Raw genomic sequence first — 22010 nt, forward strand, 5'->3', positions numbered from 1 at the left:
GGCCTGGTCGCGCGCCATGGACGCCTACACGGCCGGCGCCTACGCCCGGGCCGAGGAGGAGTTCCGGGCGGCCGTCCGGCTGGACCCGGGCATGGCCGACGCCTGGCTCGGGCTGCACGCGCTGCGCAGCGACACCTCGGCGGCCCTGCTGGCCATGTACCGCAACCAGAAGCGCTTCGGCGAACAACGACGGCTGCACCGGCGCCCGCTCAGCTCCTGGTACTGGCTGGGCTGGTGGGTGCAACCGGTGCTGGAGGACGCCCGCGACCTCGCGCTGGCGCACGCCTCGCACTGGCTGGACGGCCGCCACCTGGCCGAGCTGGACCGGGCGTTGGAGCAGTGCCCGGCGCCCGGCGAGGATCCGTCCGCACAGTTCCTCTACGCCTGCCGCTCCTATCTGCTCAAGGACTGGGAGCAGTTGATCCGGGACACCGACCGGCTGCTGGACGACCCGCTGCTGGGCATCGAGGCCGGGCTCTTCGCCGGCATGGCCCGGGTGCGGCTGGACATGTGTGCCCAGGCCCAGGGGCCGCTGGCCGCCTCACTGGCGCGCTGCCGCTCCGAGCAGCCGCAGCGCAAGGAACTGCGCTACTGGCTGGCCCGGGCGTACGAGGGGGCCGGGCGCAGCGCGGCGGCGCTGCCGCTGTACCGGGCGGTGCACCGGGCGGATCCGGCGTTCATGGACACCTCGGCCCGGCTGGCGGCGATCTCGGCGGAGGACGCGCTCGCGGACGGGCTGCTGGCGGGCGGGCGCCCGGGCGGACCGGAGGCTGCGGAGCCGGACGCGGGGGGGCTGGACGTCGGGGGGCTGGACGGTGCCGGGCTGGACGGCACTGGACTGGATTGCACCGGGCTCGACGGCGCCGGGCTCAACGGCGCCGGGGCGGGCGGCGAGCAGGGGTGCCAGGACGACCCCGGGTACCCCGAAGGACCGCTGCACGATGCCGAGTTCGGCAGTGGGGCCGCGCCCGTCGGCGGCGGGCCATCGGTGGATGCGACGCTGGTGGACGGCCCGCTCGCCGAACCGGGGCCGGACGCCGCCGCCCCGGTGGGCGGCGCGCCGCAGGCGGCGGGCGAGCGCTCCGGCTCGGGCTCCCCGGCCGGACCGGCCGCGCCCGTGCCGCTGCCGGTGCGCGGCGCGGCGCAGTCCCGTACCGCTCCCCCGCCGGTGCCCCGATCCGCGGGCGACGAAAGGGAGTTGGACGCGGCGCTGGCCGAACTCTCGCTGATGGTGGGCCTGGAGCCGGTCAAGCGCCAAGTACGGGCGCTCTCCGCCCAGTTGAGAATGTCCCGACTGCGGGCCGAACAGGGGCTGCCGGTCCAGCCGCCGAAGCGGCACTTCGTCTTCTCCGGACCCTCCGGCACCGGCAAGACCACCGTGGCGCGGATCCTCGGCCGGGTCTTCCACGCCCTCGGCCTGCTCTCCGGCGATCACCTGGTGGAGGCCCAACGGGCGGACCTGGTGGGCGAGTTCCTCGGCCAGACCGCCGTCAAGGCGAACGAGCTGATCGACTCCGCACTGGACGGCGTGCTGTTCATCGACGAGGCGTACAGCCTTTCCAACTCCGGCTACACCAAGGGCGACGCGTACGGCGACGAGGCGCTCCAGGTGCTGCTGAAGCGGGCCGAGGACAACCGGGACCGACTGGTGGTGATCCTGGCCGGCTACCCCGAGGGGATGAACCGGCTGCTCGCCACCAACCCCGGCCTCAACTCCCGCTTCACCACCAGGGTCGACTTCCCCAGCTACCGGCCGAACGAGCTGACCGCGATCGGCGCGGCGCTGGCCGGCCGGGACGGCGACGGCTGGGACGAGGACGCGGCCGAGGAACTGGCCAGCATCTGCACCCACGTGGTGCGCGAGGGCTGGATCGACGAGCTGGGCAACGGCCGGTTCATCCGCACCCTCTACGAGAAGTCCTGCGCCTACCGGGACCTGCGGCTGTCGCTGCTGCGCGAGCCGCCGGGCCGGGAGGACCTGGCGACCCTGCGGCTGCCGGACCTGGTGCAGGCGTACGGCGAGCTGATCGACGGTCGGGGCTGAGCGACCGGGCCGTCCCGACGCCCCTCAGCCCTTGAGCAGCTCCGCCTCGCGCGCGGGGTCGAGCCCGACGTTCGGACGGTCGGCGCGCTGCGGGGCGTCGCCGCCGATCGAGCGCAGCCAGGCCCAGGTGTCCTCGACCGTCTCGGCGACCGGGCGGCAGCGCAGCCCGGCACCGACCGCGCGGGCGACCGAGGCTCCGTGCAGGAAGTCGTACAGCTCGCCGGGCGCCAGCCAGATCGGCAGCTCCGTCCACGGCTGCACGCCCGCCGCGACGATCCGCTCCGGGTCGGTCCAGCGCAGTTCGGCGTCCGAGCCGGTGGTCCGGACGCAGGCCTCCAGCAGTCCGCCCATGGTGGTGTGGCCGGCCGGGCTGACCACGTTGTACGGGCCGCTGAGCCGGGCCGCCACCGCGTCCAGGGTCCAGGCGGCGAGGTCACGGCCGTCGATGTACTGCAGCGCCAGATCACGCGGGCCGGGGGCGAGCACCGGGCCGCCGCGGGCGATCCGGTTCAGCCACCAGGGCAGTCGGCCGATGTTCTCGTACGGGCCGAGGATCAGCCCGGCGCGGACCAGCAGGGCGCTCCCGCCGTACTCCTCCTCCAGGGCCAGCTCGGCGCCGCGCTTGGCCTCGGCGTAGGGCACCTCGCCGGTGAGGTCCGGGGAGGAGGGCACCACCGGGGCTGTCTCGTCCGCCCCGGCGCGCAGCGGGTAGTCGTAGACCGACCGGCTGGAGACGTACGCGTAGTGGCCGACCCGGCCGAACAGCTGCCGGGCGCTGTCGCGCACCGCCGCCGGGGCCCAGGACCAGGTGTCCACCACCGCGTCCCATTCGCCCGTGCCCAGCGCGGCGAGGCCGTCGTCGGCGGTGCGGTCGCCCCGCAGTACCCGCACGCCCTCGGGCGCGGGCTGGGTACCGCGGTTGAGGGCCGTCACCTCCCAGCCCCTGGCCAGCGCCTCCTCGGCGACGGCCCGCCCGACGAACTTCGTTCCACCCAGCAGCAGCAGTCTCATGCCGGCCACCCTGGCGTCAGGGTGGCCGGAATGGGAAGCGTTGCCTGCTGTGGGCAGAATCGCCGTCGGCGAACCTCGGCGAACGACCGGGGATTCAGGCTCAGGCGGTCGTCCGGTGGTCGGGGTCGTGCATCTCGCCGACCAGCTCCTCCAGGACGTCCTCCAGCATGACCACGCCGATCGTGCGCCCGTCCTGGTCCAGCACGGCGGCCAGGTGGCAGGCGGCCCGGCGCATCGCGCCGAGGGCGTCGTCCAGCGGGAGGCTGCCGCGCAGCACCGTGATCGGCCGCCACAGCCGGGCCGGGACGGGCGTCGACCGGTCCTCCACGTCGAGGATGTCCTTGAGGTGGAGGTAGCCCAGGTAGCCGCGACCGGCCGGGTCGCCGTCGGTGACCGGGAAGCGCGAGAAGCCGGTGCGCAGGGCGAGCTCCTCGACCTCGACGGCGGTCGCCTTCGGGTCGACGGTGACCAGCTGCTCGGGCGGCAGCAGCACGTCGGTGACCGGGCGGCGGCCCAGCTCCAGGGCGTCCTCCAGCCGCTCCTGGCGGTCCTCGTCGAGCAGACCGGCGTCCCGGGAGTCGACCAGCAGGTACATCAGCTGCTCAGTGGTGAAGACCGACTCGACCTCGCCCTTGGCCTCGACCCGGAACAGCTTCAGCACGCCGTTGGCGGAGGCGTTGAGCAGCCGGATCACCGGGGCGAGCCAGCGGGCCAGCCGGTCCAGCGGCGGGCCGAGCCAGAGCGCGGCCCGCTCCGGGCCGGCCATGGCCATGTTCTTCGGCACCATCTCGCCCATCACCATGTGCAGGAACACCACGAGGGCGAGCGAGATCCCGTACGAGAGCGGGTGCATCAGGCCGGGCGGGACGCCGATCGCGTGGAACGGGCCCTCCAGCAGGGCGGCGATGGTCGGCTCGGCGAGCGCACCGAGGCCCAGCGAGCAGACGGTGATGCCGAGCTGGGCGGCGGCCAGCATCGCGGAGACGTTGGTCAGCGCGTGCAGCACGGTGCGGGCGCGCTTGTGCCCGGCCTCGGCGAGCGGCTCGATCTGGCTGCGGCGCACCGAGACGACGGCGAACTCGGCGCCGACGAAGAAGGCGTTGCCGAGCAGGAGCAGCACCGCGAGGAGCAGTTGCAGGACGGTCATCGGACGTCCTCCCCGGCCTCGCCGAACAGCCCGGGCGCGCTGGTGCGCTCCACCCGGACCTGGCTGGTGCGGTGCCGGTCGACGCCGGTCACGGTGAGCAGCCAGCCGGGCAGCACGGCCTGCTCGCCCACCTCGGGGAGCTTGCCGAGCAGGTCGGCGACCAGGCCGGCCAGGGTCTCGTACGGGCCGTCCGGGGCGTTCAGGCCGATCGCCTCCAGCTGGTCGAGCCGGGCGCGGCCGTCCGCCTCCCAGGCGGGCAGGCCGTCGACGGCCGGCAGCGGGAGCAGGTCGGGGTGGTCGGCCGGGTCGTGCTCGTCCTGCACCTCGCCGACGATCTCCTCGACGATGTCCTCGACGGTGACGACGCCGGCGGTGCCGCCGTACTCGTCGACCACGATGGCCATCGGCTGGAGCCGGCGCAGCTGGTCGAGCAGCCGCTCGGCGGGCAGGGTCTCGGGCACCAGCAGCGGCGGCGAGGCCAGCTCGGCGACCCGCACCTGAGCGCGCCGGACGGCCGGCACGGCGAGCGCGTCCTTGAGCGTCACGATGCCGGTGACCTCGTCCACGGTGTCGGTGTAGACCGGGAAGCGGGACAGGCCGGTGGCCCGGGTCAGGTTGATCACGTCGGAGGCGGTGGCGTCGCGCTGGAGGGCGGCGACGTCGATCCGCGGGGTCATCACCGACTCGGCGGTGAGTTCGCCGAGGCCGAGGGTGCGGACGAACAGGGTCGCCGACTCCTCGTCTATCGCACCGGCCTTGGCCGAGTGCCGGGCCAGCGAGACCAGCTCGGCCGGGGTGCGGGCGTGCTCCAGCTCCTCCTGCGGCTCGACGCCGAAGGCCCGGACGGTCCGGTCGGCGGCGCCGTTCAGGAAGCTGATCAGCGGACGGCAGACGAAGGAGAAGGCCATGTGCGGGGCGGCGACCGCGCGGGCCACCTGGAGCGGGCGGGAGATCGCCCAGTTCTTCGGGACCAGCTCGCCGATCACCATCTGGACGACGGTGGCCAGCACCATGCCGATCACCACGGCGGCGCCGCGGGCGACCGAGTCGGGCACCCCGATGCCCGACATCACGGGCTGGAGCAGGGTCGACAGGGCCGGCTCGGCGAGCATGCCGACCACCAGCGAGGTGACGGTGATGCCCAGCTGGGCGCCGGAGAGTTCGAAGGAGAGGTGCCGCAGGGCCCGGGAGACCCGGGCGGACTTGGCGTCGCCGGCCTCGGCGGAACGTTCCACCGCACCGCGGTCAGCGGTCACGAAGGCGAACTCGGCGGCCACGAAGAGGCCGTTGGCGAGGATCAGGAGAACGGCTGCGAACAACAGCAGCCAGGCGGTGATCACAGTGCCGCCTGCCTTCCGGGGGTCGGAAGCGAGGCGGCGCAGGTACTACCGGACGGATCGTCCATCGAGGGGGTGTGTCACTCCTCAGGTCGCTCGAAGCGCGGATCGGTTCGAGTGGGGTCGTTTTCGGGCAGGACTGAATCTTTGCCCCGCTTTTACCAGCGTAGACCATACCGGTGCGGTGTTAGGAAGCGTGTTCGGACCTGCCAGGACCGGGACCGGGACCGGGACCGGGACCAGGACCGGGACTGGGACCGGGGTCGGAGTCGGGACCGGGGTCGGGGGCTGCCGGGCGCCGTCAGACCTGGGTGTGGTGCTCGACCAGGTCGCGCAGCGCGCGGGCGTCCGCGATCGCCTGGGCCTTGCCGACGCCGGACTGGATGCCCACCGCGGCGAGCGAGGTGCCGTCGGCGAGGTCGAGGGTGGCCCACGGATCGCCCTGGCGGAAGTTGACCCGGACGATCTCGGCCCAGGCCAGCCGGCGGCTGCGGACGAAGTTGACCACCGTCACACCCTCCGCGTCGGCGGTCACCCGGGGGCGGGCCAGCATCAGGCCCACGCACGCGAACAGCACGCCGCTGGCGATCATCATGATCCGGTCGTTGAGCTGCCAGTTCGCCGGGAGCAGCATGGCCAGCACGACGAACAGCACCACCAGCACGGCGCAGACCGGCAGCAGCACCACGCGGGTGCGGCGGGGCGCCCAGGTGACGGGGAACTCGACGGGCGGGGTGGACACGTGGGGTCTCCGGTGGTTCTGGGGCCGGTGGTTCGGGTTCCGGTGCTTCCGGACCCGGTGGTCCCGGGCTTGCGACAGCACGAGGGCGGGGACGCCGGTCGGCGCCCCCGCCCCATTGAACCGTTCTTTACCCGCGGATGTGCGAGCAGGTCGTGCGGGCAGGTCGTGCGGGCAGGTCAGAGGCGGCAGGCGTGGATGTTGGTGACCAGGATCGCCCGGGCACCGATGCCCCACAGGTCGTCCATGATCTGCTGGGCCTCCTTGCGGAGCACCATCGAGCGGACGGCCACCCAGCCCTCGGTGTGCAGCGGCGAGACGGTCGGCGACTCCAGGCCGGGGGTGAGCGCGACGGCGGCGCTGACCTTCTCGGCGCGGATGTCGTAGTCCATCAGCACGTAGCGGCGGGCCACCAGCACGCCCTGCAGGCGGCGCAGGAACTGCTCCACCCGCGGGTCCTCGCCCGCGCCCTTGGGGCGGATCACCACGGCGTCCGAGATCAGGATCGGCTCGCCGAAGACCTCCAGACCGGCGTTGCGCAGGCTGGTGCCGGTCTCCACCACGTCGGCGATCACGTCGGCGACGCCCAGCTGCACCGCGGTCTCGACCGCGCCGTCCAGCTTGGTGACCGTCGCCTTCACGCCGTGGTCGGCCAGGTGCTGCTCGACCAGGCCGGTGTAGGAGGTCGCGATCCTCAGGCCCTCCAGGCCGGTCACGTCCTTGACGTCCACGCCCTCGGGGCGGGCGAAGCGGAAGGTCGACCCGGCGAAGCCGAGGGCGAGCACCTCCTCCGCGTTGGAGTGCGAGTCCAGCAGCAGGTCGCGGCCGGTGATGCCGACGTCGAGACGGCCGGAGCCGACGTAGACGGCGATGTCGCGCGGGCGGAGGAAGAAGAACTCGACCTCGTTGTTGGGGTCGACGAGCACGAGCTCCTTGGGGTCCTTGCGCTGGCGGTAGCCGGCCTCATGGAGCATCTCCGCCGCGGGACCCGAGAGAGAACCCTTGTTGGGGACGGCGATGCGCAGCATGGGAGGTTGCTTCCTTACCTGTTGGAGGGGTGTGCTCGGGGAGCTTGGCTGTTCTAGAGGTACTTGTAGACGTCGTCGAGCGTCAGCCCACGGGCGATCATCATCACCTGAAGGTGGTACAGGAGCTGCGAGATCTCCTCCGCCGTCTGCTCGTCCGACTGGAACTCGGCGGCCATCCAGACCTCGGCGGCCTCCTCGACGACCTTCTTGCCGATCGAATGGACGCCCTGCTGGACGAGCTGGGCGGTGCGGGAGGACGCGGGGTCGCCGGTGGCGGCCTTCTGCTGGAGCTCGGCGAAGAGCTCCTCGAATGTCTTCGAAGCCATGATGGGACTCACCATACGGCGTGCGGGCTGACCGGCGGTAAACGGTCCCGGACCGTGGACGGCCGGATGGACCCTCCGCGGTCCGGGACCGGTCACCCGTGCGGCCCGCGCGCTCAGCGGAGGTCGCGGAGCGTCACCGCGGTGGCGACGGCGGCGGTGACGGCCTCGTGGCCCTTGTCCTCGGCGGAGCCCGGCAGGCCCGCACGGTCGAGTGCCTGCTCGTCGTTGTCGCAGGTCAGCACGCCGAAGCCGACCGGGACGCCGGTGTCCACGCTGACCTGGGTGAGGCCGGCGGTGGCCGCCTGGCAGACGTAGTCGAAGTGCGGAGTGCCACCGCGGATCACCACGCCGAGGGCGACGACGGCGTCGTAGCCGCGCTCGGCGAGGCGCTTGGCGGCGACCGGCAGCTCGAAGGTGCCGGGGACGCGCAGGACGGTGGGTTCGGCGACACCCAGCTCCTTGAGCGCGCGGTGGGCGCCGTCCAGCAGGCCGTTCATCACCTGGTCGTGCCACTGGGCGGCGACGACCGCGACCTTGAGGTCGGCGGCGCCGTCGATGGTCAGCTCGGGGGCTCCGTGGCCGCTCATGTTCGTGTTTCCGTTCTGTCGGTTCGGTAGGGGTGCGTCAGGAGCCTCGGGGGCTTCACGAGCGTCGGAGGCTTCGGGAGCCTCGGGGGGCTTCCGGAGCCTCGGAGTGCTTCAGGAGTCGAGGCCGGGCAGGTCGTGGCCCATCCGGTCGCGCTTGGTGCGCAGGTAGCGCAGGTTGTGCTCACCCGGCGCGATCTCGACCGCCTCGCGCCCCTTGACCTTGAGGCCGTGCTCGGTGAGCGCGGTCAGCTTCTGCGGGTTGTTGGTCAGCAGGGTGAGCGAGCGCACGCCGAGGTCTGCCAGCATCTGCGCCGCGATGCTGTAGTCGCGGGCGTCGGCGGGCAGGCCGAGGTCCAGGTTGGCGTCGACGGTGTCGCGGCCCTGCTCCTGCAGCTCGTACGCGCGCAGCTTGTGCGCCAGGCCGATCCCCCGGCCCTCGTGGCCGCGCAGGTAGAGCACCACACCGCGGCCCGCCTCGGCGACCCGCTGGAGCGAGGCCTCCAGCTGGGGGCCGCAGTCGCAGCGCAGCGAACCGAAGACGTCGCCGGTCAGGCACTCGGAGTGGACCCGCACCAGGACGTCCTCGCCGTCCGGCAGCCGCCCGTCCGCCCCGAGGCCGCCGGCCACCAGCGCGATGTGCTCGACGCCGTCGATGGTGCCCCGGTAGCCGACCGCGGTGAACTCGCCGTGCGCGGTGGGCAGGGCGGTGACGGCGGCCCGGTCGACGTGCAGCTCGGTGCGGCGGCGGTAGGCGATCAGGTCCTCGATGGAGATGATCGCCAGGCCGTGCTGGCGGGCGAAGGCGACCAGCTCGGGCAGCCGGGCCATGGTGCCGTCGTCGTTGACCACCTCGGCGATCGCGCCGGCCGGCGGAAGCCCGGCGAGCCGGGCCAGGTCGACGGCGGCCTCGGTGTGCCCGGGGCGGACCAGCACGCCGCCCTCGACCGCGCGCAGCGGGAAGACGTGCCCGGGGCGGGTGAGGTCGCCGGGCTCGGTGCCGGGCGAGGAGAGCAGCCGGACGGTGCGGGCGCGGTCGGCGGCGGAGATGCCGGTGTCCACCCCGTCGCGGGCGTCCACCGAGACGGTGTACGCGGTGCCCTTGCGGTCCTCGTTGACCTGGGTCATCGGCGGCAGCTTGAGCCGGTCCAGCTCCGCGCCGGTCATCGGGGCGCAGATCACGCCGGAGCTGTAGCGGATGGTGAAGGCCATCAGCTCGGGGGTCGCGGCGGAGGCGGCGAAGACGATGTCGCCCTCGTTCTCGCGGTCCTCGTCGTCGACCACGACCACCGCGCGGCCGACCGCGATGTCGGCGATCGCCCGCTCGACGGGGTCGAGCACGAGCTCGTCACCGAGGTTGCTGTGGTGGGTCTGGTTCTCGGTCATGCCGTGGCTCCCTGCGGGACGTTGGAGGACGTGGCTCGCGGCTCACGGGTGCTCAGCCACCAGGAGCGCAGACCGAGCAGCACCAGGACGAAGTAGACGGAGTAGGTGAGGCCGGAGAAGGTGTAGCCGCTGTTGAAGGCGAACGGGACGCCGACCGCGTCGACCGCGATCCAGGCGAACCAGAACTCCAGCCAGCCGCGCGCCTGGGCGACCATCGCGGCGAGCGTGCCGACGAAGATGTAGGCGTCCGACCAGGGGCTCCAGGACAGGCTGGGGTAGGCGGTGAAGAGCAGCGCCAGGGCGACGGTGCCGACCGCGGTGCCGGCCACCAGGGCGGCCCGCTCGGGCCAGCTGGCGAACCGTACGGCGATCGTCCCGGTGTCGCGACGACCGCGCCGCCACTGCGCCCAGCCCCAGGCGGCGGTGACGATGACGATCAGCTGCTTGCCGATCAGGCCGGGGACGTGGCCGCCGAGGTAGGCGGCGATCAGCACGACGCCGGACAGGAGTTGGACCGGCCAGCTCCAGACCGAGCGGCGCCAGCCGAGCGCCAGGCCGGCGAAGCCGAGCAGGTTGCCGATCATGTCGGCCCACTTCACGTGTTCGCCGAGGACGGTGAACGCCTCGCCGCTGAGCCAGCTCACTTGGTCTTCCCGGTGGTGGTGTCGGTGCCCGGCAGGTTCGGGAGCTCGGACGGCAGGGTGGGCAGCTTGGGCAGGGTGCGCGATTCGAGCAGCCGCTCCACGTACTTGGCGAGCACGTCCACCTCGAGGTTGACGCTCTCGCCGAGGGCCTTGGCGCCGAGCGTGGTGAGCGCGAGGGTGGCCGGGATGAGGCTGACGGTGAAGCTGTCGCGGGCCGCCTCCACCACGGTGAGGCTGACGCCGTCGACCGTGATCGAGCCCTTCTCCACCAGGTAGCGGGAGATGGACTCCGGCAGCGAGAAGCGCAGCACCTCCCAGCGCAGGTTGCCGTCCGCGTCGCGCTCGCCGGGCTCGCGGCTCAACAGCCGCCCGGTGGCATCGACATGGCCCTGCACCAGGTGGCCGCCGAGCCGGGCGCCGAGCGCCATCGCGCGCTCCAGGTTGACCGGGGAACCGGGCTTCAGCTCGCCCAGGCTGGAGCGGTGCAGTGTCTCGGCCATCACGTCGGCGCTGAACTCGCCGGTCTCGGCGGCCAGTTGCTCGGGGCTGTCGACGACGGTCAGGCAGACGCCGTTGACCGCGATGGAGTCCCCGTGACGTGCGCCGTCCCGAACCACCGGACCGCGCAGACGGATTCGCGAGGAGTCGCCGATCTCCTCGATCGACACGACCTCGCCGAGCTCTTCGATGATGCCGGTGAACACCCGGGTCTCCTCGCGCTTGGGGCGCGGACTCCGGGGCGGCAGAGGGAGATGACACGGACGGGCACCGGTGCGCGGGCCCGTGGGCACGACCCGTCGCCGGGGTGCCGGAGCCGCCGGGAGATCGCTCGCCCGGCCCGGGAGACGCTGCTCCCGCCGTTCACCTGACCGTGGTCCGGTCCGGTTCGTGATGGACGTGCATGGACCACGGGTACTGCTCTTCGTCCGCCCGCGCACGCCTCCCATCCGGACTTTAACCGTCGGTCCAGGAATTTCACCTGGTCAACCGCCCGCTGGCTGCGGACGGGTCGCGGACTGTAACCGCCGGTTCGGATTTTCACCGACCCCGGAGTGCGCTGAACGTCACTGCTGTTGACGTCATTGTGCCACGCGGGACGCGAGCCCAGGGAGGGTGTTCCACTGTGGTCTGTTTCACGGTCCCGCCGGGAATGCGGGGCGGGGCGGGGGCGGGACGTACGGGCAGGGGCGTCTGGTGGCGTCGGCGTGCGGGGAGGGCGAGGCTGGTGGTGGGGCCAGGTTCGGAGGCTACGGCGATGAAGTTCATGGACGTCCATCACGGGATGACCGGGATCACGGCGGAGCAGCTCAGGGCGGCCCACGCGGCCGACGCGGCGATCGAGAACGAGGAGGGCGTGCACTTCGAGCAGGCCTGGGCGGACCCGGATTCGGGCACCGTGTACTGCCTGTCCGAGGCGCCGTCCAGGGAGGCGGTGCAGCGGGTCCACAGCCGTACCGGGCACCCGGCGGACGAGATCCACTCGGTGCCGCTCTCGGTGTGAGGGCCCGGGGTGTGGGCCCTGGGTGCGGCGAGGGCCCGGGGTTCGGGCCGGACTCGGAGCGTGCGCGCCGGGATCAGAGCGCGGCGGGTGCGGCGATCGGCATGAAGTGGGTGACCTCCGGCGGGTGCATGAGGTAGTGCAGCTCGCCCTCCGACCAGACCGGCCGGATCCGCCACATCGGCCCGGCGTACCCGCGCAGGGCGTCCTCGTCGCGCCAGCGACTGACCACGAGCACCCGGTGCCCGTCCTCGGCCACCGAGCGCAGGAGTTCACCGCCGAGGCAGCCGTCCGTCCGCCCGAGCTGCGGGAGCACCTGGCTGGCCAGGTGTGCGCAGAACTCCTCGATGCGATCGGCCGTGACCTGCCCGGCCCAGATTCTGACGATCACGGCCACCACCTCCGGCTGGCTGGAGTCCCTGGCCCCATTATCAGCGGAAAACCGCTGGTGGGGAGGGGTGGGGCGGCTCTTTCACGGAGAGTGGAGGAAACCCGGGCGGGTGGGTCCGCCAGGGGCGCGGGCGGGCGGCGGGCCGATGGCGGGACGGCGGCCGCGACCGGCGCGGCCGCGGGATCGTGCACCCGGGCCGTCGGCGCGGCGAGGGGCCTCGGTTAGATTCCCGGCATGACCCTCACACCGGAAGCCACCACACCGTCAACCACCGCTCCGGACAACCCGAACAGCCTGTTCGCCGCCCTCAGCGCGGGAGCCCTCACCGACCCGGCGCAGCTGCGCGAGGTCTACGAACAGCCCGGCGAGCACGCGCGCCGCAAGCAGGTCGACCGCCTGCACGAGATCGCCCAGCGGCTGATCGCCTGCTCCTCGCTGGTGTTCGTCGCCAGCGCCGAGGCCTCCGGCCGCTGCGACGTCTCACCGCGCGGCGGGCCGGCCGGGCTGGTCTCGGTGCTCGACGAGTACACCCTGGCCATTCCGGACGCCACCGGCAACAAGCGGTTGGACACCCTGCACAACATCCTGGAGACCGGCCGGGTCGGGCTGCTCTTCGTCGTACCGGGCCGGGACACCACGCTGCGGGTCAACGGGCGGGCCTGCGTGTCCACCGACCCCGAGCTGCTGCGGCAGCTGACGGCCGTCGGCAAGCCGCCGCGCAGCGCGATCGTGGTGGCCGTGGAGGAGGTGTACGCGCACTGCCCGAAGTCGCTGCTGCGCGCTTCGGCCTGGAAGCCGGAGAACTGGCTGGCCAAGGACGCGCAGCCGAGTTCGGCGGAGGTCACGCTGTCGCACCTGCGGGACGACTCGCTGACCGTCGAGATGATCGAGCAGACGGAGCGGGAGGCGCTGCTGTACCGGTACGAGTAGGTGCTGCCTGCCGCCCGCCCGCCGGGGTGGGCGGGTCGCCTGCGGGGCGCCCGCACGTCCCGGCCGGCTCAGGCGGCCTTCGGGACGTCGATCACCGCTGCGTCGTCGGCCGCCCGCCGGACCGCCTCGACGCCCTTGTACGCGGCGTCCTTGTCGGCGCAGCCCTGACCAGTGGCGACGATCCCGCCGTTGCCCGCCTTGAGCCGGAAGCGGTACTTGCCGTCGGCGTCCTGGTAGACCTCGAACCTGCCCGGCATCGGGGCCACCTCCTCGTTCGGCACGCGGTGCGCCGCCTCGGCCCGTCCCCCTCCCCCTCGCAGCACCGTGCGCCCGGCGCGGGGGCGGGCGCACCCGGTCGGCCGCCGGACGGGTGAAGCCGGGCGGGCCCGGGTTTGCGGAGGTGCCGGGACCACCGCCGGTGGTTTGAATGGACGGATGGACTGCGTGTTCTGTGCGGTGGTGGCGGGTGAGGAAGCCGCGCACCGGGTGCTGGACGACGGGACGGCGGTGGCCTTCCTGGACCGCCGGCCGCTCTTCCCCGGCCACGTGCTGGTCGTGCCGCGCGCCCACCACCGGACCCTGGCGGACCTGCCGGTCGAGGAGGTCGGGCCGTTCTTCCTGCGGGTGCAACGGGTGGCGGCGGCGGTCGAGCGGGGGATGGGCGCGGCGGGCAGCTTCGTGGCGGCGAACAACCGGATCAGCCAGTCGGTGCCGCACCTGCACGTCCACGTGGTGCCGCGCAATCCCAAGGACGGGCTGCGCGGGTTCTTCTGGCCGCGCGGGAAGTACCCGGACGAGGCGGGGGCGGCGGAGGTCGCGGCGCGGCTGCGGGCGGCGCTCGGCGAGGCGTAGGGGTAGGCGGCGCACTCCAACCACCGGTGCTGGTAAGGCACTTCACGGCCATACGGTGTCGGCGATCCATGGACGGGGCGGGTCGGGTCGGTGGCGGGCGGGTCGGTGCGCTGTTCCTGGGCGGGAGCAGCAGGCTGTGGTGTCCGTACTTCGTGAGGCGCAATCGGGCGGAGCGGGGCGTACGGCCGTGGGAGCATCCGGGGCGGCCGAAATCGTCTTCCGGGCGGACGACTTCGCAGGTCGCGGCCGCCTGGGCTCACCGCACATGACGAACTCGCCCGCCTCGTGGAGCAGACCGCCGACCGGCTCGCGGGCCGGCACGTCGGCGTGGTGGTCGCCGGGCTGGCCGGTGGCTCCGTGGCGGGCAGCATCTGCCTGCTGTGGGTGCGGCGCCCGCGAGGCCGTCGGCGACCTGCCGGCGGCCTCGTCGGCCTGCCCGCCCCGGTGGTGCCCCGCTACGCCGCGGCCGAGGCGATCGGTTCGAGCAGCAGGTGCGGGCGGACCAGGGCGCGGGAGACCGGGTCCTCGCGGTGGCCCCCGGCGTGGGCGGGGTTGGGGCGCATGGCGACCTCGGCCGGCGGGACGGGCCCGCCGCCGCACGTGGGGCAGGCGCCGACGACGTCCAGGTCGGTGCCGCAGCCGGCGTGCGCGAACAGGTGGTGCGGGCCGCCCGGGGTCGCGTGCCGACCGCCCCAGCGGCTCAACTGGTAGAGCGGGCCCCAGAGTTCGAGGCCGGTCTCGGTGAGCAGGTAGCCGTGGCGCAGCGGCGTCCGCTGGTACGGCTCCTTGCGCAGCACCCCGGCCGCGACCAGGGCGTTGAGGCGTGCGGTGAGGACGGCGCGTGGGATGCCGAGGTGAGCGAGGAAGTCGTTGAAGCGCTGCACTCCGTAGAACGCGTCGCGGACGATCAGCAGGCTCCAGCGCTCGCCGACCACCTCCAGGGCGCGGGCCAGTGCGCACTCCTGCAGTTCGTAGTCGGTTCCCAGGGCCATGCGGGCCAGCGTAGTCCACCGTCGAAGCGGGTTCAATGAACAGACCGGCGGTGGTAGCGTGCTGCCCGAGACGAAGGTTCATTCACCAGACCCACTGGTCCGCCCTCCGGAGGGAACACCCATGCCCCCCGCACCACCCGGCTCCGCCCCCGCCTCCCCCGCCCCGGCTGCGGTGTCGGCTCCGACCACCGCGCCCGTCCGGCCCGGCGCCACGCTGGCCGTCACGGCCGCCGCGACCGCCCTGGTCACCGTCGCCTACACCGCCCCCACCGCCGCACTCGCCGCCACCGCCCAGGCCGCCCACCTCGGCGCCTCGGGCCGCACCTGGATCCTCACCGGCACCCTGGTCGGCATCTCGGCACTCCTGCTCACGGCCGGCAGCGCCGCCGACGACCACGGCCGCAAGCGGGTCTTCACCTTCGGTGTGCTGCTCTTCGCTGCCGCCGAAGCCCTGGCCGCGCTCGCCCCCGGCGGCGCCGTCTACCTGGCCGCGCGCGTACTGCTCGGCGTCGCCTCGGCCGCCGTCCTGGCACCCGCGCTCGGCCTGATCAGTCACGCCCACCCGGCTGGCCCGGGCCGGATCCGGGCGCTCGGGATCTGGGGCGCGGCCGTCGGTCTCGGCATCGCGGTCGGGCCGGTCTACGGCGCGCTGGTCCAGCAGTGGGCCGGCTGGCGCGCGGTCAACGGCGGGCTCGCCGTCGTATCGGCCGCCGTGGCCGGCTGCGCCGCCGCCTGCCTCACCGAGTCCCGGGCCGACCGGCCCCGCGCGCTCGACCCGTACGGCGTGCTGACCCTCACCACCGGGACTTCCCTGCTCATCGCCGGACTCGCCGAGGGCCGCAGCGGCTGGGCACGGCCCATCGTGGCGGCCCTGCTGGTCGGCGGGGTGGTACTGCTCGCGGCCTTCGCGGTGGTCGAGGCGAAGGTCCGCGAGCCGATGCTCGACCTCGCGCTGTTCCGCAGCCCCGGCTTCATCGCCGCGACCGGCGGCGCCCTGTTCACCGGACTCTCGCTGGTCGGCTTCATGAGCTACCTGCCCACCCTGCTCCAGGGGGTGCTCGGCCTCTCCGGCCTGGCCGCGGGCGGAGTACTGGCCCTCTGGTCCGGCCTGTCCGTGGTCGCCGCCCTCCAGGCCCGACGGCTGGCCGCCCACCTGTCGGCCACCACCCAGGTCGCCATCGGCCTGCTGATCTGCGGCCTCGGCGAGGCCGGACTGTACGGGCTCACGCCCGGCTCCTCCTGGCTCCGGCTGGCCCCCGGCCTGGCCGTCGCCGGCATCGGCAGCGGCGTCCTCAACGCCGCCCTCGCCCGGCTCGCGGTCAGCAGCGTCCCGGCTCACCGGGCCGCCATGGGCTCCGGGGCCAACAACACCTCCCGCTACCTCGGTTCGGCCCTGGGCGTCGCCGTGACCGTCGCCGTCGCCGGCTCCGCCCGCCCCACCACCCCCGGCCCCGAGGCCGCAGCCCACGCCCTCGCCACCGGCACCGACCGCGCCACCCTGGTCGCCGCCGCCCTCTGCCTCGCCGGCGCCGCCCTGGCCCTCGCCGCCCGCAGCGCCGAATCCCGCACCACCCCCGAACACACCACCACCCGATGACCCGCCCCCGGCCCGACCACACGAGAAGTCGGACCCGGCGACTTCCCATGCACAGCCACAACCCTCAGCCCGCACCCCGGGCACCGGACACCCTCTGCCCCACCGGAACCCGCACCACCACCCGGTAACCCGGGGCCGGGCCGAACGCGCAGGAAGTCGGACCGGCCGACTTCTCACGCGCAGCGACACAACCCTCGGCCCGCGCCCCGGCAACAGGCACCAACCGCACCATCACGGCCACCGCCCCCGGCGCCTCACCATCCACCCGAAGCGCACCACCCATGCTCCGGGGCCACACCGAGCGCACAGGAAGTCAGACCGCCGACTTCCCGCGCGCGGCTACCCTTGGTCAGCACCCGTCCGGAGGCCGCAGCTCGGCCCCTGGCAACTGCACCAGCCACGTCATCCTCGTCGTCGTCGCCGCCGTTTGCCTCGCCGGACCGACACCGAAACCCAGGGGCGAGACAAGCGCGCCCAGGAAGTCGGACCGGCCGACTTCTCGCGCATAGCGCGCACTCAACGCCCGAGCGGCAACGAAAAGGCCCACATCGGCCGCTGGCCCCGGGGCAACACAGGAAGTCGGACCCGCCGACTTCCCACGCGCGACACGCCCGGTCCAACGCCCGTGCGGGTGCGGAGGTCGGGTGGGTGGAACTCCCCTGCCCCGCAGCCGGACCGAGCCAACGCAGGAAGTCGGACCCGCCGACTTCCCGTGCCGAGCCCGAGCGCCGGGTGTACGGGGGTTCACTCGCCGGGTGCGATGTCCTCTCCGGCGGTGGCCTCAGCGGCATCGTCGGTGGTTCTTCGAGCTGGTCGATGGTGGTTTCGTCGAGGTCGGTGAATCCTCCGCCGAAGTCGGGCACGGGAGTCTCCTTGAACGGGCTGCGGCCGACGTTGCCGTCGGCACTGCTCCGAGGATCGCGGCGTCCTCCGAGTGCCGGATGGGTGTCCGCCCAAGTCCTCTCGCCCGTGGGAGCGTTACCACGCGGGAGCGGGAGGCCCCGTCGACTTCGTTTGCCGGCGCTGCGGTGTGGATCGGGGCCGTGGTGGCAGGTGGGGTACGACGACCGTGAGGGTGGGCTGTCCGGGCGACCGTCCGGGGCCATGGGTGCTGCCGGGCAGCCCGGGGGTCACGATGAGCGGTGGCCGGGGGCCGCGTGCGAGGATGGCAGGGCTGGTGGGAACGAGCTCCCGGGTGGTTGGGCGGTTCTCTGGCCATGGTGAACGACGACGGACAGCGCCGGGGGGAGCCTCAGCAGGACGTCCTGCTGATGGTGCCGATCGCCACGGCACTGGTCGAGGCCGACGGGCGGATCCTGCACTGGAGCGGCGACGCGGAGGCACTGCTCGGTTACCGTGCGGACGAGGCGGTGGGCGCGAAGGCGGCCAAGCTGCTGATCTCGGACGAGCAGCGGCCCGAGGTGCTGGAGCTGTTCGCGGAGATCCTGGCGGGCCGGGAGTGGTCCGGGGTGTTCCCGGTGCGGCACCGGGACGGGCACCTGGTGAACCTGGAGTTCCGTACCCATCCCATCCGCGGGCCCGGTGGGGCGCCGTTGGTGCTTGCGGTGGCCTCCGAGGTGACGACGCTGCGCCGGATCCAGGCGGATCTCGCCGTGCTGGACGGCTTCTTCACCCAGTCCCCGGTCGGCATGGCCGTCTTCGACACCGACCTGCGCTACGTCCGGCTGAACGAGGCGCTGGCGCTCACCAACGGGCTGGCCGCCGAGGCGCACCTGGGCCACCGGCTGACCGAGGTGCTGCCGGGGACCAACGCCGCCGAGGCCGAGGCGGTGATGCGGGAGGTGCTGGCGAGCGGCCGGCCGGTGGTGGACTTCCGTTCGCAGGGCCGCGCGCCGGAGGATCCACGGCGCGACCGGGCGTTGTCCGCCTCGTACTTCCGGCTGGCGGACCAGGGCGGGCGGGTGCTCGGGGTGAGCGCGACGGTCATCGACGTGACGGAGCGCTACCGCGCCGAGGCTCGGGCGGCCCGGGCGCAGGAGCGGCTGTCGCTGCTCGTCGACGCGACCGCCTCGATCGGCACCACACTGGACCTGCGGCAGACCGCCCGCGAGCTGGCCGACGCGATGGTGCCCAGCGTCGCGGACATCAGCGGGGTGTTCGCGCTGGAGGCGCTGATCGCCGGGCGCAACGTCGAGCCGCCCGCTCCGGACGCCCGGCAGCTGGTGCGCCGCCTGGCGCTGTCGACCGCCGACCCGCTGTATCCGGCCGAGTCGCTGCCGGTGGACTCGGTGTACGAGCTGCCGCCGGACTCCCCGTACGCCCGGGCGCTGATCACCGGGCGGACGGTGGTGGTGCCGTCCTGGGAGCTGCCGCCGCTGGCCGACGGCATCAGCGAGAGCCGCCGCCGGGCGTTCCTGGGCGACCGGCCGCGCTCGGTGCGGATCACGCCGCTGGTGGCGCGCGGCACCACGCTGGGCATGGTGGTGTACTCGCGGCGCGGCGAGCGCGAGTCCTTCGCCGAGGCCGACATCACCCTCGGTGAGGAGCTGGCCTCGCGCGCGGCGGTCGCGATCGACAACGCCCGGCTGTACCTGCGCCAGCACCAGACGGTGCTGGCGCGGCAGCAGGCGCTGCGCGAGGCGAAGGCCGCGCAGGAGCGGCTGGCGCTGGTCAACGCGGCCTCCGCCCGGATCGGCACCACGCTCGATCTCGACCGCACCGCGAACGAGTTGGCCGAGGTGGCGACGCCCCGGCTGGCCGACACGGTGGTGGTGGAGGTGCTGGAGGAGCTGGTCCGGGGCGAGCGCGAGGTGCGGCCCCCGGCGGACGGTTCGGCGCTGCTGCGGCGGATGGCCTTCCATTCGGTGCGCGGCTCGACCATGGCGCCGATCGCCCGGCTGGGCGGGGTGCACCGCTTCCCGCCCGGTTCGCCGTACGCGTGGAGCCTGGCGCACCGCAAGCCGGTGCTGGTGCCGCGGATGGACGAGGAGGGCATGGCCTGGTTCGCCGACGACCCGGTGCGCACCGCGGCCGTACGGGAGCAGAACGTGCGCTCGTTCATGGTCGTCCCGCTGATCGCGCGCGGCGGTCCGGTCGGCGTCGCGGGCTTCTACCGGACCCTGGTCGAAAGCCCGTACGAGGACAAGGACCTCGCGCTGGCCGGGGAGTTGGCGGTGCGGGCGGCGGTGTCGATCGACAACGCGCTGCTGTTCACCCGCGAGCGCGACGCGGCCGCCGCCCGGCAGCGGGCGCTGGACGAGGCCTGGGCCGCCCAGCAGCGGTTGGGTCTGCTGAACGAGGCCAGCAACCGGATCGGCACCACGCTCGATCTGCACCGCACGGCAAAGGAGTTGGTGGACGTGGTGATCCCGCGCTTCGCCGACTTCGTCACGGTGGACCTGCGGGACACGGTGCTCGGTGGTGAGGAGCCCGGCCCGGTGCCGAGGGACGGATCGGTGCTGATGCGCGCGGTGGCGGTCGGCGAGTTGGCGCCGGACGGCAGCATGACGGCGGCCGCCGACCAGGTCGGCGAGACCTCGCAGTCCGCCGAGGTGTACGCGCAGAGCCTGCGCACCCGGCGGTCGATCCTGGTCTCCGAGGTGACCGAGAAGGAGTTGCGGCGGATCGTCGCCTCCCCCGACCGGGTGCAGCCGGGGCTGGCCGCCGGGATCCACTCGTACCTGATGGTGCCGCTGGTGGCGCGCGGACTCGTACTGGGCGGCGCGGAGTTCCTCCGCACCCGCAATCCGGCGCCGTTCGGCGCGGCGGACCGTTCGCTGGCCGAGGAGCTGGCCGCCCGCACCGCGCTGGCGATCGACAACGCCCGGCTCTACCGCCGGGAGCGGGACACCGCGCTCACGCTCCAACGCAGCCTGCTGCCCCAGGAGATCCACCGCACGCTCGGGCTGGAGCTCGCCTACCGCTACCTGCCCAGCAGCGTGGTCAGCGAGGTCGGCGGCGACTGGTTCGACGTGGTGCCGCTCTCCTCCGGGCGGGTCGCGCTGATCGTCGGCGACGTGATGGGACACGGCATCCGGGCTGCCGCCACCATGGGCCAACTACGGACTGTGGCACGGACGTTGATGATCCTGGAGCTCAACCCGGAACGGGTGCTGCACCGGCTGGACGAGACTACCACAGCGCTCGGCGAGGGCCAGTTCGCCACCTGCGTCTGCGTGTTCTACGACCCGGCGGACCGCAGCTGCACCGCCGCCTGCGCCGGCCACTTGCCGCCCGTGGTCGCCGACACCGAGGGCAACGCCCACCTGGTCGACCTGCCGCCCGGCGCACCGCTCGGCGTGGGCGGAGTCGAGTTCGAGAGCGTCGAGTTCACCCTCCCCGAGCAGGCCATCCTGACCCTCTACACGGACGGCCTGGTCGAGCGCCGGGGCCGCGACCTGGACGAGGGCCTGCAACTGCTCTGCCGTACGGTCGCCGACCGGAGCCGCTCGCTGGAGCAGACCTGCGACGCCGTCCTGACCCGGCTCACCGGGCGCACCGCCGAGGACGACATCGCCGTGATCATGGCGCAGGTCCGCCCGGAGGGCGCCGACCTGATCGCCAACCTGCCGCTCACCGGCGACCACGCGATGGTCGCCCACTCACGCCGCTTCACCCGCGAGACGCTGACCTCTTGGGGCCTGGCCGCGCTCGTGGACTGGGCCGAGCTGCTCACCAGCGAGCTGATCACCAACGCCCTGGTGCACGCCGGATCCCCCACCCAGTTGCGGCTGTTCTGCGACCGGGTGCTCACCGTCGAGGTCGCCGACCGGGAGGGCGGCACGCCCCGGATCCGCCACGCCCGCAACGAGGACGAGGGCGGGCGCGGCATCCACCTGGTCAACGAGCTGGCGCACCGCTGGGGCAGCCGCCGGACCGCGAACGGCAAGGTGGTCTGGTTCGAGCTGGAGCTGCCGCCGGGCTTCCCGACCGCATGAAACAACGGATGGTTGTCGGCGCGGTCCGGGGGTTGTTGGCCGCCGGAAGGACCGCTGGGCTTTCCTGTTGCCACGGCGGGAGAGCCCCGACCGGACGGACCAGAGGAGCCCACCATGCAGCAGGCCGACGCCCGCACCGTCGTCACCGAGTACGTCACCCGGCTCGCCGCGGGCGAACTGGACGCCGCCATCGCCCTGTTCGCCGAGGACGCCGCCTGGACCTACCCGGGCAGCCTCGAGCTCTCCCGCACCTGGCGCGGCAAGCAGGAGATCTTCGGCGACTTCCTCGGCCAGGTCGGCACCCTCTTCGCCCCCGACGGCCTGCCGACCATCACCCTCACCCATGTCCTCGCCGACGGCCCGCAGGCGGTGGCCGAGTGGACCGTCGTCGGCAAGGCGGCCAACGGCGCCGCGTACGAGAACCACTGCCTCGGCGTGTTCACCGTTCAGAACGGCCTGATCACCACCGTCCGGGAGTACCTGGACACCCACCACGTGGCACGGACCCTGCTGGCCTGAGCGCCGCTCCGCCTCACCTGCGCCTGCGACCAGTCGCTCGGTGACGGCCCGCGCGGACGAGAGCGCACCGCCACCGGCTGACGCGAG

The 22010-nt window shown here is 73.4% G+C and carries 20 protein-coding genes and 1 riboswitch; of the genes, 7 read left to right on the forward strand and 13 right to left on the reverse strand.

Annotated features, from left to right (window positions below):
- Positions 1–16: 16 nt before the first annotated feature.
- A complete protein-coding gene (locus ACWCYO_RS23605) occupies positions 17–2044 on the forward strand; it encodes an AAA family ATPase (protein WP_270151377.1) in 2028 nt (675 codons plus the stop codon).
- A 24-nt stretch (positions 2045–2068) separates the two neighbouring features.
- Here the strand turns inward: ACWCYO_RS23605 and ACWCYO_RS23610 are convergent, their stop codons facing one another.
- The 10 genes from ACWCYO_RS23610 to ACWCYO_RS23655 form a co-directional block, all read right to left on the reverse strand.
- Positions 2069–3055 (reverse strand): NAD-dependent epimerase/dehydratase family protein, encoded by a 987-nt coding sequence (locus tag ACWCYO_RS23610; RefSeq protein ID WP_449785310.1) that lies wholly within the window; start codon positions 3053–3055, stop codon positions 2069–2071.
- A gap of 100 nt (positions 3056–3155) precedes the next feature.
- Positions 3156–4202 (reverse strand): hemolysin family protein, encoded by a 1047-nt coding sequence (locus ACWCYO_RS23615; protein WP_449785311.1) that lies wholly within the window; start codon positions 4200–4202, stop codon positions 3156–3158.
- Complete coding sequence (locus ACWCYO_RS23620) at positions 4199–5542, reverse strand: hemolysin family protein (RefSeq protein WP_270148778.1); 1344 nt, start codon at positions 5540–5542, stop codon at positions 4199–4201. Before ACWCYO_RS23620 ends, ACWCYO_RS23615 begins: the two co-directional genes overlap by 4 nt.
- A 298-nt stretch (positions 5543–5840) precedes the next feature.
- Complete coding sequence (locus ACWCYO_RS23625; protein ID WP_270148776.1) at positions 5841–6281, reverse strand: PH domain-containing protein; 441 nt, start codon at positions 6279–6281, stop codon at positions 5841–5843.
- A 176-nt stretch (positions 6282–6457) separates the two neighbouring features.
- Complete coding sequence (hisG, locus tag ACWCYO_RS23630) at positions 6458–7306, reverse strand: ATP phosphoribosyltransferase (protein ID WP_270148773.1); 849 nt, start codon at positions 7304–7306, stop codon at positions 6458–6460.
- Between the two features lie 53 nt (positions 7307–7359).
- Positions 7360–7632, reverse strand: coding sequence for a phosphoribosyl-ATP diphosphatase (locus tag ACWCYO_RS23635; RefSeq protein ID WP_270148771.1), 273 nt, complete (start codon positions 7630–7632; stop codon positions 7360–7362).
- Between the two features lie 113 nt (positions 7633–7745).
- Complete coding sequence (ribH, locus tag ACWCYO_RS23640) at positions 7746–8219, reverse strand: 6,7-dimethyl-8-ribityllumazine synthase (protein ID WP_270148769.1); 474 nt, start codon at positions 8217–8219, stop codon at positions 7746–7748.
- Positions 8220–8330: 111 nt separating this feature from the next.
- Positions 8331–9602, reverse strand: coding sequence for a bifunctional 3,4-dihydroxy-2-butanone-4-phosphate synthase/GTP cyclohydrolase II (locus tag ACWCYO_RS23645; RefSeq protein WP_449785312.1), 1272 nt, complete (start codon positions 9600–9602; stop codon positions 8331–8333).
- Positions 9599–10246, reverse strand: a complete 648-nt coding sequence (locus tag ACWCYO_RS23650; RefSeq protein ID WP_270148765.1) for a nicotinamide mononucleotide transporter family protein — start codon at positions 10244–10246, stop codon at positions 9599–9601. The genes ACWCYO_RS23645 and ACWCYO_RS23650 overlap by 4 nt, the downstream gene beginning before the upstream one ends.
- Positions 10243–10950 carry a riboflavin synthase gene (locus ACWCYO_RS23655; RefSeq protein WP_449785313.1) on the reverse strand — a complete coding sequence of 236 codons (708 nt, stop codon included), beginning with the start codon at positions 10948–10950 and terminating at the stop codon, positions 10243–10245. The genes ACWCYO_RS23650 and ACWCYO_RS23655 overlap by 4 nt, the downstream gene beginning before the upstream one ends.
- Before the next feature lie 227 nt (positions 10951–11177).
- Positions 11178–11305: riboswitch (FMN riboswitch) on the reverse strand.
- Positions 11306–11501: 196 nt separating this feature from the next.
- Here ACWCYO_RS23655 and ACWCYO_RS23660 point away from each other — a divergent pair.
- On the forward strand, positions 11502–11747 hold the full coding sequence (locus ACWCYO_RS23660) for an SCO4226 family nickel-binding protein (protein WP_449785314.1): 246 nt from the start codon (positions 11502–11504) through the stop codon (positions 11745–11747).
- Between the two features lie 73 nt (positions 11748–11820).
- Here ACWCYO_RS23660 and ACWCYO_RS23665 read toward each other — a convergent pair whose 3' ends face one another.
- Positions 11821–12135 carry an antibiotic biosynthesis monooxygenase family protein gene (locus tag ACWCYO_RS23665; RefSeq protein ID WP_270148761.1) on the reverse strand — a complete coding sequence of 105 codons (315 nt, stop codon included), beginning with the start codon at positions 12133–12135 and terminating at the stop codon, positions 11821–11823.
- Between the two features lie 234 nt (positions 12136–12369).
- On the opposite strand from ACWCYO_RS23665, the gene ACWCYO_RS23670 reads away from it, so the two are divergent.
- The gene (locus tag ACWCYO_RS23670) at positions 12370–13065 is read left to right on the forward strand and encodes an MSMEG_1061 family FMN-dependent PPOX-type flavoprotein (protein WP_449785315.1); all 696 of its coding nucleotides are present in this window, start codon (positions 12370–12372) and stop codon (positions 13063–13065) included.
- Between the two features lie 68 nt (positions 13066–13133).
- Here ACWCYO_RS23670 and ACWCYO_RS23675 read toward each other — a convergent pair whose 3' ends face one another.
- Positions 13134–13322 carry a YegP family protein gene (locus tag ACWCYO_RS23675; protein WP_270148758.1) on the reverse strand — a complete coding sequence of 63 codons (189 nt, stop codon included), beginning with the start codon at positions 13320–13322 and terminating at the stop codon, positions 13134–13136.
- Positions 13323–13500: 178 nt separating this feature from the next.
- Here ACWCYO_RS23675 and ACWCYO_RS23680 point away from each other — a divergent pair, with 178 nt between their 5' ends.
- Positions 13501–13917, forward strand: a complete 417-nt coding sequence (locus ACWCYO_RS23680) for an HIT family protein (protein WP_270148756.1) — start codon at positions 13501–13503, stop codon at positions 13915–13917.
- Positions 13918–14372: 455 nt separating this feature from the next.
- Here the strand turns inward: ACWCYO_RS23680 and ACWCYO_RS23685 are convergent, their stop codons facing one another.
- Positions 14373–14909, reverse strand: a complete 537-nt coding sequence (locus ACWCYO_RS23685) for a winged helix-turn-helix transcriptional regulator (RefSeq protein ID WP_449785316.1) — start codon at positions 14907–14909, stop codon at positions 14373–14375.
- Between the two features lie 121 nt (positions 14910–15030).
- Between ACWCYO_RS23685 and ACWCYO_RS23690 the strand changes: the two genes are divergently transcribed.
- The 3 genes from ACWCYO_RS23690 to ACWCYO_RS23700 all read left to right on the forward strand — a co-directional run bounded on the left by ACWCYO_RS23690 (position 15031) and on the right by ACWCYO_RS23700 (position 21923).
- Positions 15031–16506 carry an MFS transporter gene (locus ACWCYO_RS23690; RefSeq protein ID WP_449785317.1) on the forward strand — a complete coding sequence of 492 codons (1476 nt, stop codon included), beginning with the start codon at positions 15031–15033 and terminating at the stop codon, positions 16504–16506.
- 1217 nt (positions 16507–17723) lie between these two features.
- The gene (locus ACWCYO_RS23695; RefSeq protein WP_449785318.1) at positions 17724–21404 is read left to right on the forward strand and encodes a SpoIIE family protein phosphatase; all 3681 of its coding nucleotides are present in this window, start codon (positions 17724–17726) and stop codon (positions 21402–21404) included.
- A gap of 114 nt (positions 21405–21518) precedes the next feature.
- Positions 21519–21923, forward strand: a complete 405-nt coding sequence (locus ACWCYO_RS23700; RefSeq protein ID WP_270148752.1) for a nuclear transport factor 2 family protein — start codon at positions 21519–21521, stop codon at positions 21921–21923.
- Positions 21924–22010: the final 87 nt, after the last annotated feature.

This window comes from Kitasatospora sp. NPDC001683 (genome assembly GCF_053596495.1).

Coding starts and splice junctions, on each gene's coding strand:
- ACWCYO_RS23605 (WP_270151377.1), top strand. CDS start 17: ATGGACGCCTACACGGCCGGCGCCTACGCCCGGGCCGAGGAGGAGTTC.
- ACWCYO_RS23610 (WP_449785310.1), bottom strand. CDS start 3,055: ATGAGACTGCTGCTGCTGGGTGGAACGAAGTTCGTCGGGCGGGCCGTC.
- ACWCYO_RS23615 (WP_449785311.1), bottom strand. CDS start 4,202: ATGACCGTCCTGCAACTGCTCCTCGCGGTGCTGCTCCTGCTCGGCAAC.
- hisG (WP_270148773.1), bottom strand. CDS start 7,306: ATGCTGCGCATCGCCGTCCCCAACAAGGGTTCTCTCTCGGGTCCCGCG.
- ACWCYO_RS23635 (WP_270148771.1), bottom strand. CDS start 7,632: ATGGCTTCGAAGACATTCGAGGAGCTCTTCGCCGAGCTCCAGCAGAAG.
- ribH (WP_270148769.1), bottom strand. CDS start 8,219: ATGAGCGGCCACGGAGCCCCCGAGCTGACCATCGACGGCGCCGCCGAC.
- ACWCYO_RS23645 (WP_449785312.1), bottom strand. CDS start 9,602: ATGACCGAGAACCAGACCCACCACAGCAACCTCGGTGACGAGCTCGTG.
- ACWCYO_RS23660 (WP_449785314.1), top strand. CDS start 11,502: ATGAAGTTCATGGACGTCCATCACGGGATGACCGGGATCACGGCGGAG.
- ACWCYO_RS23670 (WP_449785315.1), top strand. CDS start 12,370: ATGACCCTCACACCGGAAGCCACCACACCGTCAACCACCGCTCCGGAC.
- ACWCYO_RS23675 (WP_270148758.1), bottom strand. CDS start 13,322: ATGCCGGGCAGGTTCGAGGTCTACCAGGACGCCGACGGCAAGTACCGC.
- ACWCYO_RS23680 (WP_270148756.1), top strand. CDS start 13,501: ATGGACTGCGTGTTCTGTGCGGTGGTGGCGGGTGAGGAAGCCGCGCAC.
- ACWCYO_RS23685 (WP_449785316.1), bottom strand. CDS start 14,909: ATGGCCCTGGGAACCGACTACGAACTGCAGGAGTGCGCACTGGCCCGC.
- ACWCYO_RS23690 (WP_449785317.1), top strand. CDS start 15,031: ATGCCCCCCGCACCACCCGGCTCCGCCCCCGCCTCCCCCGCCCCGGCT.
- ACWCYO_RS23695 (WP_449785318.1), top strand. CDS start 17,724: ATGGTGAACGACGACGGACAGCGCCGGGGGGAGCCTCAGCAGGACGTC.
- ACWCYO_RS23700 (WP_270148752.1), top strand. CDS start 21,519: ATGCAGCAGGCCGACGCCCGCACCGTCGTCACCGAGTACGTCACCCGG.